Genomic DNA, 12,768 nt, shown 5'->3' with positions numbered 1-12,768 from the left:
TCCACGCGGGGTGGCGCCTCCAGTGCCGGGTCAGCCTTCGGTGAGGGCATCCACAACGTCGTTGGTTCCATCCTTGAACGCGATGGTCCGGTGGATGGTGCCGGGTAGTTCCAGGACTGCCGCGGCCACCAAAGCAACGTTGGCCCGGGAGGTCTGAGTGCCGTTGCCGGGGTTCTCCGGGTCAGTCTGGATCAGGCCTGTGGCGGGCTCGTCGGTGAGGGTTCCCGGGCCCAGGACGGTCCATTCGAGGTCGGTGGCGCGCAGGTAGTCATCCGCGGCCGCTTTGGCCTCCGCGTAGGCAAAGAACGGGTTGTCCGCGGGGACTCCGTGGTCCTTTGCGGCGCCGATGTAGGACACCATCACGTACCGCTGGACCCCGGCCGTGGCTGCCGCGTCCATCGAGCGGATGGCCGCGTCCCGATCCACGGCGTACGTCCTGTCCGGATTGCCCCCGCCGGCTCCTGCGGACCAGACCACGGCGTCCTGGCCCTCGAACGCCTGGGCGAGTTCCGCCGTCGTCGAGTTTTCCACGTCCAGCACCTGGGCGTTGGCGCCGGTTTCGGTGACATCGGCCACATGGTCGGGATTTCGGATGAACGACGTGACTTCGTGACCTTCGCCACTGAGGATGCGGGACAGATGAAGGGCCACTTTCCCGTGGCCACCAATAATTGCGATTCGGCTCATGGACCCATTCTGTCCCACGTAACGAAAAAAGACCCCGCAGGCGAAAGCTGCGGGGTCTTGCTCTGTAGCGGTGGGGAGGCTCGATCTCCCGACCTCACGATTATGAGTCGTGCGCTCTAACCAACTGAGCTACACCGCCACGAATGAGAAAAACCTGTGCCAAGCCGGTCAAAAACCGCCTTGACACAGGCCCTCATTCAGAGCCCCCCACCGGAATCGATCCGGTGACCTCGTTCTTACCAAGAACGCGCTCTACCACTGAGCTAGGGGGGCAACGAGTAAATACTCTACCGGACGTTTTCAGAAGCTACAAATCGGCGAAAGAACGCGGAAAATCAGCGCCGACACAATTTGCGAAGACGAGGTTTTGTTGATCTATTTTTCGCGCCTTTGGTAGTGTCGCTGCACCTGCCACCGGCTCTTTGATTGGTCCAGTCAGGGCAGTCGCAACACCTGCCCCGGGTAGATCCGGTCCGGGTTGGGAACGGTGTCGGCGTTGGTGGCAATCAGCGCTCCGAGATCCACCCCGAACTGCGCCGCGATCCCGCTCATGGTGTCTCCCTGCTCCACAACCACCTCCGTGACGCGTGGAGCCACCGGCCCCTGCTGTCCGGCCCCTGCTGCGGCTTCTGCGGCTGCTTCCTGCGCCTGCGGCTGGACTTCCGGGGCCTCGGGCTCCAAGCCCTCCTGACGCGCCTCCTGGGCTGCTGCGGCATTCGCTGCCGCCTGTTGTTCAGCAGCTTGGGCTGCGGCAGCCTCCGCAGCCTCCCGGTCCGCGGTTGAAACCTCGACGGCGGCAGCATCCTCGGCGGCCTGGTTCACGGCCGTTTGGGCTGCTGCATCCTCACCTGCCGTTTCGGGGGCAACGGGCGCAGCGTGCTCCCTGTGATCCTTTTCACCTGGCTGCTTTCCGCCGAATCCCAGGTTCTTCTTCACGTTGTCCAGCAATCCCATGGAGCATCCTCCTGCGTTCTGCGTATGTTCAGCCGTGACTCGATCGTACGGCGGAGCACCGTCCCATGGAACCCGGAAACAGGGCTTAAACGCGTCAGGGGGCCGGCTCGAAAGCCGGCCCCCTGATGGGAACTACTGGGTGATGATCACCAAGAAAGTGTTTACCACTTGGAAGTGTTTACCACTTGGAGGTGTTTACCACTTGGAAGTGTTTACCACTTGCAGGTGTTTACCACTTGCCCTTGCGGTTGAAATCGCGGTGTCCGCCTTCGCCGCCACTGCGGGGCTTGCGGGCGCCGTCACCGTGACCGCCGAAGCGGGAGCCGCTGGCCTGGCCGCGGTCGCGGTCGCCGAAGCTGCCTGCCGTGCGCTCAGAGCGGTCGCTGTACGAGCGGCCACCACGGTCAGCGGAGGTACGCTCGCCGCCTTCGGACTTGCGGAAGTCCTTCTTGAAGCCGCCGTTGCCCTTGAAGTTGCCGCCGCCACGGTTCTCGCGGTCGCCATAGCCGCCACGTCCACCGCCGCCGCCACCTTGGTAGCTGCCACGGTCGCCGCTGGGCTTGCGTCCGTTGTCCAGTTCGAGGTGGATCAACTCGCCACCGATGCGGGTGCGGGACAGTGCACGCAACTGCTCGGGGCTGAGGTCTGCCGGAAGCTCCACCAGGGAGTGGTCCGAGCGGATGTCGATCCCGCCGATCTGTGCGGAGGAAATGCCGCCTTCGTTGGCAATGGCGCCCACGATGGAACCCGGCATGACGCGCTGGCGGCGTCCGACGGCGATCCTGTAGGTGGCATTGCCCTCGGTGAGTGCGCGGGTCGGGCCACGGGAGCCAAAGCCGTCCTTGGAGCGCTCACGCTTCTGGTACTCGGGAGCTGCAGGCAGTTCCTTGACCAGCAAGGGCTGTCCACCCTGCGCCATGACGGCCAGGGCAGCAGCGATCTCAGCTGCCGGAACGTTGTGCTCTTCCTCGTAGGAGGAGATGAGGTCGCGGAACGCTGCTACATCCTCGGACGCGAGGGTCTCGGTGATGCGCTCGGCGAACTTGCCCAGGCGCAGCGTGTTCACGGTCTCGGCGGTGGGCAGGTGCATCTGCTCCACCGGCTGGCGGGTTGCCTTCTCGATGGAACGCAGCAGGTACTTCTCGCGCGGCGTCATGAAGAGGATGGCGTCACCGGAACGGCCTGCACGGCCGGTGCGGCCGATGCGGTGCACGTAGGACTCGGTGTCGTGCGGGATGTCGTAGTTGATGACGTGGCTGATGCGCTCAACGTCAAGGCCACGGGCAGCGACGTCGGTGGCCACGAGGATGTCGATGCGGCCTTCCTTCAGCGCGTCAACAGTGCGCTCGCGCTGCTGCTGCGGGATGTCGCCGTTGATGGCGGCAGCCTGGAAACCGCGGGACTTCAGCTTGTCGGCGAGGTCCTCGGTAGCCATCTTGGTGCGCACGAAGGCGATGACGCCGTCGAACTCTTCAACCTCGAGGATGCGGGTCAGTGCGTCCAGCTTGTGCGGGCCCATGACCTGGAGGTAACGCTGCTTGGTGTTGGCACCCGTGGTGGTCTTGGACTTCACGGAGATTTCAGCAGGGTTGTTCAGGTACTGCTTGGACATGCGGCGGATCTGGCCCGGCATGGTGGCAGAGAACAGGGCAACCTGGCGGCTCTCCGGGGTCTGCTGGAAGATCTGCTCAACGTCATCGGCAAAGCCCATGCGCAGCATCTCGTCGGCTTCATCCAGCACCAGGTACTGGAGTTCGGAGAGGTCCAGGGAACCCTTGGCGATGTGGTCGATCACACGGCCCGGGGTACCGACAACAACCTGTGCACCGCGGCGCAGGCCGGCCAGCTGCGGGCCGTAAGCCGAGCCACCGTAGACGGGGAGGACGGTGAAGTCGTCAATGTGCTTGGCGTAGGAGGTGAAAGCCTCGGCAACCTGGAGGGCGAGTTCACGCGTCGGGGCCAGGACCAGTGCCTGGGTCTTGCGTGAGGGGCCGTTGAGGTCATGGAGTTCGGCCAGGCGGGACAGGGCAGGAACAGCGAATGCTGCGGTCTTGCCGGTACCGGTCTGGGCGAGGCCGACGACGTCGCGGCCTTCCAGGAGCAGCGGAATGGTGGCTGCCTGGATGGGTGACGGCTTCTCGTAGCCGACATCCTGCAGGGCGGCCAGGACGCGGCCATCAATGCCAAGATCGACGAAGCGGACGCCTTCTTCTTCCTCGTCTTCTGCCTTGGGGGCAGCAGGCTCGGTTGCTTCTGCCTTGGCGGCAGGAGCTTCAGTGAAGGCAGGAGCTTCGGTGAAGGTGGGGGCTGCAGACTCAGGTGCAGCGTTCTCGACGGGGGCAGCGGCAGCAGCCGGTGCTTCAGCTTCGGCGGTAGTCTCTGCTGCAACAGCGGACTCTGCGGACTCAGTGGTCTGGGCGTCGAAGTTTTCGTTGAGATTTTCGGTCATAGGGGGAAATTCCTCATCCATAGGGCAGTCGGCGCGGCCCGGTTGGGCTTGGCCGCATTACTCGTCGCGAAAACAGGCAAAGTGCCCTGCTTTCGCAAGAAGTCCGGCGCTATCGCAATCCCATGGCAGGACTTCCCGCTGCATCTCTTGGCTGCTATCCCAGCAGTCTGTACAGCGTTTTCTTTAGCCGGCTCTCCCTATGAAAATGCCCGCACACAATTGCGGGCCCCAACACTTACCAGTCCTGCCTCAAGAATTGGGCAGGAGAAAGGGATTTCCGGAGTGGGGGATGTTTCAAGTGTAGGGCACAGGTACCTGTCACCGCGACTCCAGAGTCCGCGAATTCCTGGTGAGCTTGTTCACACACCCCGGCGGGGGCATCCATGCGGCCCTAGAGTCCGTTCCTCCGGAGTACTTTTTCAAAGACCGGGTGGTAGTCCTCCTGCAAACGGATTTCCCCGTCAGCCTCGGCGTCCAACAGGATCTGCACCAGTTCAGGATCAGGTTCGCTGAACCATTGGCCAACGGTGATGCCGTGCTTGGGAACGAACGTACGGTGGATATGGTCCCCGGCAGAAATGGTTCCGGTCCTGATCACCCTCAGGTACGTGCCGACCCGGCCCGCCTGCGTGAACCGCTTCACCCACTGCGGCTCGTCCAGTACCCGTTGGAAGGTAGCGCAGGGCACGCGCGGGGACGTGACCTCAACCTCCACGTCCAGGCCGATCTTCCACCGTTCACCGATCACGGCGCCGGTGGCCTCGATGCCGGACACCCGCAGGTTCTCGCCAAAGAGGCCTGCCGGTACTTCCCGCTGCAGTTCGGCTGCCCAGAAGTCCGCATCCGCCTGGGAGTAGGCGTACAGTGCCTGGTCTTCGCCGCCGTGGTCCACCCGGTTGGCTTGGACGTCACCGTGCAGCCCCAGCTTGTGGACCTTGACCGGCCCTTCCACCGGACGCTTGTCCATGGCCGTGACTCCCACGTTGCCGGTATCAGGGAGCAGCTGGTGGACACGGCAGATGGCCAGGAGGGAAGCAGCGTTCATGGCAACAGTCTACGGACGGTCCCAAGCCAAAGTGCGGGTTTTCGGTTCAGGGATCAAAGCGGTAGCCCATGCCGGCTTCGGTGTGCAGATGGCGTGGCTCTGCAGGATCGCGCTCCAGCTTCCGGCGCAGCTGGGCAATGTAGACCCGCAGGTATTGGGTTTCCTTGGCATAGGCCTGCCCCCAAACCTGCGTGAGGATTTGCTGCTGGCTTACCAGCTTCCCCTTGTTGCGGACCAGGAGCTCCAGGATGTTCCATTCCGTGGGCGTCAACCGGACTTCCGCGCCGTCCTTCACGATTTTCCTGCCGGCCAAATCCACCATGAAATCGGCGGTGGCCAGAGTTGGTTCTTCCTGGCCCGTGACCACACGGCGTGAGGCCACCCGGAGCCTGGCCAGCAGCTCATCCAAACCGAAGGGCTTGGTCACGTAGTCGTCCGCACCGGCGTCGAGCGCTTCGACCTTGTCCTCGGAGGCGTGCCTGGCAGAAAGCACAATGATGGGCATGCTGCTCCACCCGCGGATGCGGCGGATGATCTCCACGCCGTCCATATCCGGCAGCCCAAGGTCCAGCACCACGATCTCCACGGGTTGCTTGGCGACAGCCTGCAGGGCCTCGGCGCCGCTCCCCACGGACAACGCCTGGTAGCCATGGGCCTGGAGGGTGATCTGCATGGCGCGGGCAATCCGGGCCTCGTCCTCAACGATCAGCACCAGCGTCATTGCGGGCCACCGGTCCACAGCGGAAGCGTGACCACCATGGTCAACCCGCCACCCGGCGTCGGCTCGGCATCGAGCCTGCCGCCCATGGCCTCACAGAACCCCTTGGCCACGGCCAGTCCCAAGCCGATCCCGCCGCCGCTGGTTTGCCCTGGTCCCCCGGAGTCGCCGAAGCGTTGGAACGGCTGGAACATGGTGAGGACGTTTTCGCGGCCCACTCCCCTGCCATGGTCAACGATCCGCAGTTCACCGGCCGGCCTGTCCCCCACGGTAATTCCGGCGCCGGTTCTAGCCGTCAGGACTACATCCGAGTCCGGCGCGTACTTTACGGCGTTCTCCACAATGTTGGCCACCACGCGCTCCAGCATGCCCGCATCTGCCTGGACCGGGGGAAGATTGGGCGGAAGTTCATTGCGGAGATGCCGTGCTGGAACTCCGCGCAGCGCCTGCGGCAGTACCTCGGCCCAGACGATGCCGCCCAGCAGCGGATTCACCGCATCAGCGGTGATCCGGGACATGTCCAGGAGATTGTCCACCAGGTGGTCAAGGCGGTCCGCATAGTCCTCGATGGTCTCCAACAGCTCCCGCTCAACGTCCGGAGGAAAATCCACGTCCTCCTGCCGCAGGCTGCTGACGGCGAGCTTGATGCCGGCCAGGGGTGTCCGCAGGTCATGGGACACCGCCCGCAGGATCGATGTCCGCATCTTGTTGCCCTCGGACAGCCGGACGTTGTCCCGGCGGCTCTTCACCAACTGCTGCCGCTCCCGGACAGCCACCACCAAGGCACCGAACGCTGCCAGCAGCCGCTGGCGTTGCGGGGACAACGCTCCCCCGCGCAGCAGCAGCGTGTACTGGGGATCAACGACGGCGGCATGATCGGCCGCGGCATGGGTCACCGGCGGATTCGGGCCGGCGCTGGCCAGGACCTGCGAGACCGGAGATGCACCCGGAAGGGAGGGCGTCCCCGCTGCTGCAGTGCCCAACAGCGTCACCGCTTCCATCCCGAGGTTGGCCCTGACCTTCTCCAGGAACGTTTCCAGGCTTCCGTCCGAACTCAGGATCCGCAGGGCCAACCCGCTCAAGGCAGTGGCTTCGGCTTCCGAACGCGCCGCTTCCTGCGCGCGCCTGGTAGCCAGGCCCACGGCAAGGGCAACGCCACAGGCCACCGCAAGGAAGACCACTAATGTGAACAACGTCGTGGGATCGGCAATGGACAATGAGCCCACCGGATCGGCAGAGAAATAGTTGAGCAGGAAGCTGCCCAGGACGGCGGCCACCACGGCCGGCCACAACCCGCCGATCGCGGCAACAGCCACCGCCACGGCAAGTTGGAGCAGCATGATCATGGAAAAGTTGCGGAAGCCAAAGACCGTCACCAGGATTTCGACGGCGGGCGGCAGCAGCAATCCCAGCACCAGGCCGGCGATGACCCGGTTCCGGCCAATGCCGTGCACCGGCGGGAGCCGAAGCAACACGCCGTCGTCGCCGTTGCTCTCCGCAGTTGGTGCCGCCATGGCTCCATCCTTACACGCTTGCCACAATGGGGAGTTGTCCCCAATTACGGCTGTCAGCCGTGCCTGCGCCGCTTCCAAGGACTAGGCTTGCTCTGAGCATTCTGGTCCGGCGTGGCGCCGGGCACATCAACGGTCTATCCAGGGGGATATATATGGGCCCGAAAGACAGCCCTGACGCATCCGGCAATAATGGCGGCAGCAGGGACAACAACCCGGACTTTGGAGCGGGCAACAACCCGCCCAAGCCCCCACCCTGGCAGGTGCCCAAACCCGACCTCCACCCGGAGCTGTTCACCCCCGTCCAGGACGGCGGACAAGAGGGAAACCAGCAACCCAGCCAAGCGGGCAATCAGCAGGGCAACCAGCAGGGAAACCAGCCGCCAACCCGCCAGGGCAAGGCCGCGAAGAACAAGAAGGTGCCTGCGGGAGCCCCCTCCGGCGCAGCACCCCGGCCGGGCCAGCCACTGCCCGTGGTGGATCCCTTCGCCCGGGAACGCGAACGCGGCGAGGCCGAGGCTGCCAAGAAGAAGAAGCGCTCGCAGCGCCGTACCGTAGTGGTCGGCCTGGGCGTGACAGCGCTGCTGGCCGGAACCATCACCGCGATCGTTGCCAGCAACGAGCAGGAAGCTGACTACGCGCAGGTTTGTTTCAATGAGGAAACCGGCGAGCGCGTTGACGACAACCAGTGTGACAACAGCAGCTCGGCAGGCCGAAGCTCCGGTGTCTACGCCTGGTACTTCTACTCCCGGGGCGCCAGCGTGCCTGCTGTGGGGCAGAACCGCACCGCCTACCCCAGTTACACCAAGAACGTCCCCACAGGAGCCAAGTCCTCCACGGGCTACAGCACCAAGGGCGGCACGGTCAGCCGCGGCGGCTTTGGCAGCAGTTCCAAAAGCGGCGGAAGCTCGGGAGGCTAGGCGTGCGTCGACTGCCCTCCGCGCCCAGGCCGGACTGGAAGCAAAAGATCGAAGAACAGGGCCTGGTATTTTCCACTACCACCATGCCCAATGGCCGGAAGATCGAATACTGGAACGAATCGGCATACTACGAATTCACCGTGGACGAGGTGGAGACCCTCGAGAAAACCGCGGAAGACATGCACATCATGTGCCTGGAAGCTGCCAAGTACCTGGCAACCGGAGCCATGGGCGATCTCGGCATCGGGCAGCAGGCACTGGAGCTGGCCGGTGAGTCCCTCCTGGCTGCCGACGTGGATGTCTACGGTCGTTTCGACTTCATCTACGACGGCAAAGGCGGTCCGGCCAAAATGCTGGAATACAACGCCGATACCCCTACCGGGCTGATCGAGGCCTCCGTGGCCCAGTGGTTCTGGCTCCAGGACGTCTTCCCGGAAAAAGACCAGTGGAACGGTATCCACGAGGCCTTGATCCGGCAATGGAAGAAACTGCAGTTCCGCACCGGCATGAGCACCCTCCATGTTGCGCACTCGGAGGCTGAGGAATCCGGCGAGGACTGGATGACGGCTGCCTATATGCGCGACGTGGCAAGCCAGGGTGGCTGGACCACCATCGGCATCAACATGTCCGACATCGGCTGGGACCCCAACCTGAACCGGTTTGTGGACCTGGATAACTTCATGATCAGCACCATGTTCAAGCTGTACCCATGGGAACTGATGATGAAGGAGCCATTCGGGCAGCGCCTCCTGCAGCGCGCCCACAATCCGCGCTGGGTGGAGCCGGCTTGGAAGATGCTGCTGTCCAACAAGGCGCTGCTGGCTGCCCTGTGGCATCTCTACCCTGACCACGAGAACCTGCTGCCCGCCTACCTTGGCGATCCCGGTCCCCTCAAGGAATGGGTGGCCAAGCCGCTGCACGGACGCGAGGGCGACAACATCCGCATCCACGCCCCGGGCATTGAGATCCAGCAGCCCGGCGGTTACGGACGTGAAGGCTGGTGCTTCCAGCAGTACCACTCCCTGCCTGACTTTGATGGCAACCATCCCGTCCTTGGTCTCTGGGTGGTGGATGGCGAGTCCGTCGGTTGCGGCATCCGCGAATCGGATGGCCCCATTACGGATTACTTCTGCCGCTTTGTCCCCAATACCATTGACGCCCCGGCGCCCATCGCGCCCACTGCTACTTCCTACGGAGCTGCACTATGAGCACTGAAACCTCGACGCCGGGTGGCGGCCCAGCGGGCGGCGACCGTACCGCCGTCGTACCTTCCAAAGGCCTCCACGCCGGGATCCTTGATCTTGGAGACTCCGTCATGCTGGGGCTGGCCTCCACGGCGCCGGTCTATTCCCTGGCGGCTACCCTGGGCCTTATTGTTGCCGTCAACGGCAACTACACCCCGTTGATCCTGATCCTCGGTTTCATCCCGGTCCTGTTCATCGCCTACGCCTTCCGCGAGCTCAACAGTGCCATGCCGGACTGCGGCACCACGTTTTTCTGGGCCCGCAAAGCGTTCGGCCCCTGGGCCGGCTGGCTGGGCGGCTGGGGCGTGGCCCTTGCCGGAATCGTGGTTCTGGCCAACCTGGCGCAAATTGCCGGCAAGTACCTGTGGCTGCTGATCGGTGACGGTTCCCTGGCCGATAACACCTGGCTGGTTACGGCCACCGGGGTGTTGTTCATCGTGTTCATGACGTACGTGAACCATCGCGGCATCCGGCTGGGCGAACACGTCCAGCGCACCCTGACCTACATCCAGTACATTTCGCTGGGCATCTTCGCGGTGGCCATCGTCTTCAGGATCGCCGGTGGCGCCCCTGAAGGACAGGCCTTCGACTTCGAATGGTTCAACCCGGCCGGCGCATTTGCCGATCCCGGCGCCGTAGTCCACGGGGTCCTGCTGGCCCTGTTCATCTATTGGGGCTGGGATACCTGCCTGGCGCTCAATGAAGAGACGGAAAACCCTGCCAAGACGCCCGGCCGTGGCGCTGTTATCTCAGCATCGGTGCTCGTGGCGATCTACGTTTCCGTGGCCCTGCTGGTGATGATGTACGCCACGATCGGTACCGACGGCATTGGCCTGGGCAACGAGGCCAACCAGGACGACGTCTTCCTGGCCATGAAGGACGTCGTGCTGGGCCCGTGGGGCTGGCTGATTGTTGTGGCTGTGCTGGCGTCGGTCCTGTCCTCCACCCAAACCACCATTTTGCCCACCGCGCGCGGAACGTTGTCCATGGGAGTGCACGGTGCGCTGCCGGCCCGTTTTGGCAAAGTCCACGAGCGTTTCATGACCCCGGGCTTCTCCACTCAGGTCATGGGAGCGGTGGCCGTGGTGTACTACGTGGCCATGAGCTTCCTCAGCGAAAACCTGCTGTCCGATTCCATCAGCGCCATCAGCTTGTTCATCGCGTTCTACTACGCCCTGACCGGGTTCTCCTGCGTGTGGTTCTTCCGCTCCACGCTCCGGGACTCTGCCCGCAACCTCTGGTTCCGTGGCATCCTGCCGTTCCTGGGCGCGCTGTCCTTGACCGCGGCGTTCTTCATCTCGGCCGTGCAGATGTGGGACCCCGCTTACGGGGATACGCAGATCTTCGGCATCGGTGGAGCGTTCGTCAGCGGCGTACTGCTGCTGGCTTTGGGCGTGGTGCTGGCCGTTGTCTGCCGCTTCGCTCCGTCCACCCGCGGCTACTTCACCGGCGAGCGTCCCGAGGTTGCGGTGGTCCGCGGCGAGTAGCCGTTGCTCCACGGGCTGCCCCTGCCCGGACATATGGATGGCCCGGACATCATGGATGGCCCGGGCAGCCCGGAGGGCCTGGACATCCTGGACAGCCCGGGCCGCTTTAGACAAGAAGGGCCGGAAACCCGAGCCGCGTGGTTTCCGGCCCTTTCTGCACTCCTCTGCACTCCCTGCCGTGCGATTGCTTCCGGTCCGAAAAGAAAGCAGGCTCAGTGCTCGTTCCCGAAGGCGGGCAGGCTCAGCGTTGCCGAGAGGCCCACTGACGCAGCCGGGTAGGCACATCCGGGACATCCTCGATCCTGACGGCGTGGCGCCGCAGCACCACGAACCAGCACACCAGGATGGCCACGGCACAGAAAACACCGGCACTCGAGGCCATGATCCACAGACCCGGCGTCTGGACATTCAGGTCGGGGGAACCCAAGACGGTGCCGATGGTTTTGGGTGAGAAGAAGAACACCAGTGTTGATACGGCCAGCACGGCACCCATCACTGCGCGTTGGGCCTTGTAGCGGGCGGGCGTCTCCTTGATGGTCCAGGCGAACGCCGGCAGGACAACGGCCATCCAAACCCAGTGGTGGGACCAAGAGACCGGGCTGATGAGCAGCATGGCAAGTGCCGTCGTCGAAATGGCGATAACGCGGGCGCCCTGGGCGCTGGCCGTCCTGACCAGCACCGTCGCCAGGATCACCGTGGCCAGGCTCAATGCCATCCAGGGAAGGTTGACGGCGTCGTGCGGGACACCGAAATGCAGGAGGGCGCCTTTGATCGAAAGGTTGTCCACGTAGCCGGCGCCGCCAATCCTGGAAGTGTCGGGAAGGATTTCCAGCCAGAACTGCAGGGATTCAGCGGGCCTCAGCAGCCAGCCGAGCAACACCGTGCCGGCGAAACCCACAGCCATGTTCGCCAACCCGCGCCAGTCCTTGCGCATGAGGAAGTAGAGGCCGAAAACCAAGGGCGTCAGCTTGATGCCCGCGGCGACCCCCACCAGGAAGCCTGTACCCCGGAACCCCCACCCAGTGGAAAGCCTCTTTGGCAGCCGTTTGGACAACCCGCCCAGGAGGTCGATCACCATCATGCCCATAAGGATGATGTTGATCTGTCCGAACGCCAGGGTTTCGCGCCAGGGTCCCAGGAGCAGGACCGCGAGGAACAGGGCGGCGGCAATCCAGCAGCTCTTGGTCGAGGACAGGGCGCTGCGCAGATCGGGTTTGGAAGACCAGTACCGGACGATCGTGACCGCCACCCAGGCAGCCAGAGCCACACCGGCGACGTTGAACACCAGCAGAGCCGACGCTTGTGGCAACCGTGCCAGCAAACCGAAGACCAGTGCGGCGAACGGCGGATACGTGAACGGCAGTTGCGGGCCCCCTGCCGAGGCGACGGTTGGACCGTAAAGGTCCGAAGGAGAGGTTCCTGACTGGTTGAGGATGCTTCCACCGAACCAGTAGACGCTGAAGTCCAGGCCTTGCTTGGCCCAGTCCGCGAGCATCAACCAGACCGGGACAGCCACTGCAATAAGGGGCAGCAGGCGAAGGGCAACAGAGGACCGCGAAGCCCCGGTGCGCGGTGGTGCGGCTTCCGCCTTGGACCTTAAATCGACGTCAGGCAGTGCCATGCAAAATCCCCCAAGTTAACCAAAGCGCAACGGGGGAAGTGTGCTGCCCCCGCCTCCATACTACTGAAGGGGCTCCATGTGCCGGTGGCTTGCCATGACCCACTGCACCGGCCTGCACCCTAGGATGCTGGA

Annotated in this window: 10 protein-coding genes and 2 tRNA genes; 3 read left to right on the top strand and 9 right to left on the bottom strand. The window is 64.0% G+C overall.

The features are described from left to right. Nucleotides 1-30: 30 nt before the first annotated feature. From BLQ01_RS01730 to BLQ01_RS01695, 8 genes are all read right to left on the bottom strand, one after another. Nucleotides 31-687 (bottom strand): SDR family oxidoreductase, encoded by a 657-nt coding sequence (locus tag BLQ01_RS01730; RefSeq protein ID WP_091549871.1) that lies wholly within the window; start codon nt 685-687, stop codon nt 31-33. 65 nt (nt 688-752) lie between these two features. After that, nucleotides 753-826: transfer RNA gene (locus BLQ01_RS01725), tRNA-Met, on the bottom strand. A 62-nt stretch (nt 827-888) separates the two neighbouring features. After that, nucleotides 889-960 (bottom strand) — tRNA-Thr (locus BLQ01_RS01720). A gap of 162 nt (nt 961-1,122) precedes the next feature. Then, nucleotides 1,123-1,641: a LysM peptidoglycan-binding domain-containing protein gene (locus tag BLQ01_RS01715; protein WP_026539752.1), complete on the bottom strand. Its 519-nt coding sequence runs from the start codon at nt 1,639-1,641 to the stop codon at nt 1,123-1,125. Between the two features lie 229 nt (nt 1,642-1,870). Beyond that, nucleotides 1,871-4,090 carry a DEAD/DEAH box helicase gene (locus tag BLQ01_RS01710; protein WP_026546331.1) on the bottom strand — a complete coding sequence of 740 codons (2,220 nt, stop codon included), beginning with the start codon at nt 4,088-4,090 and terminating at the stop codon, nt 1,871-1,873. A gap of 391 nt (nt 4,091-4,481) precedes the next feature. Continuing rightward, the gene (locus BLQ01_RS01705) at nt 4,482-5,135 is read right to left on the bottom strand and encodes an MOSC domain-containing protein (protein WP_091549868.1); all 654 of its coding nucleotides are present in this window, start codon (nt 5,133-5,135) and stop codon (nt 4,482-4,484) included. 46 nt (nt 5,136-5,181) lie between these two features. Further along, a complete protein-coding gene (locus BLQ01_RS01700) occupies nt 5,182-5,856 on the bottom strand; it encodes a response regulator (protein ID WP_026546333.1) in 675 nt (224 codons plus the stop codon). Beyond that, the gene (locus tag BLQ01_RS01695; protein WP_091549867.1) at nt 5,853-7,367 is read right to left on the bottom strand and encodes a sensor histidine kinase; all 1,515 of its coding nucleotides are present in this window, start codon (nt 7,365-7,367) and stop codon (nt 5,853-5,855) included. The genes BLQ01_RS01700 and BLQ01_RS01695 overlap by 4 nt, the downstream gene beginning before the upstream one ends. 152 nt (nt 7,368-7,519) lie before the next feature. Between BLQ01_RS01695 and BLQ01_RS01690 the strand changes: the two genes are divergently transcribed. From BLQ01_RS01690 to BLQ01_RS01680, 3 genes are read left to right on the top strand one after another with little or no spacing between them, the layout of a single operon-like run. Further along, on the top strand, nt 7,520-8,284 hold the full coding sequence (locus tag BLQ01_RS01690) for a Tat pathway signal protein (protein WP_091549865.1): 765 nt from the start codon (nt 7,520-7,522) through the stop codon (nt 8,282-8,284). A 2-nt stretch (nt 8,285-8,286) separates the two neighbouring features. Then, nucleotides 8,287-9,492 (top strand): glutathionylspermidine synthase family protein, encoded by a 1,206-nt coding sequence (locus BLQ01_RS01685; protein WP_026539746.1) that lies wholly within the window; start codon nt 8,287-8,289, stop codon nt 9,490-9,492. Beyond that, a complete protein-coding gene (locus tag BLQ01_RS01680; protein ID WP_026539745.1) occupies nt 9,489-11,015 on the top strand; it encodes an APC family permease in 1,527 nt (508 codons plus the stop codon). The genes BLQ01_RS01685 and BLQ01_RS01680 overlap by 4 nt, the downstream gene beginning before the upstream one ends. A gap of 241 nt (nt 11,016-11,256) precedes the next feature. On the opposite strand, the gene BLQ01_RS01675 is transcribed toward BLQ01_RS01680, so the two are convergent. Continuing rightward, a complete protein-coding gene (locus tag BLQ01_RS01675; protein ID WP_091549863.1) occupies nt 11,257-12,636 on the bottom strand; it encodes a glycosyltransferase 87 family protein in 1,380 nt (459 codons plus the stop codon). Nucleotides 12,637-12,768 lie beyond the last annotated feature (132 nt).

It is taken from the genome of Arthrobacter sp. UNCCL28, from assembly GCF_900102805.1.
Classification (GTDB): Bacteria; Actinomycetota; Actinomycetes; order Actinomycetales; family Micrococcaceae; genus Arthrobacter; species Arthrobacter nicotinovorans_A.
Note: the sequence above shows the minus strand (reverse complement) of the source record. Positions and strands in the feature narration are given on the sequence as shown.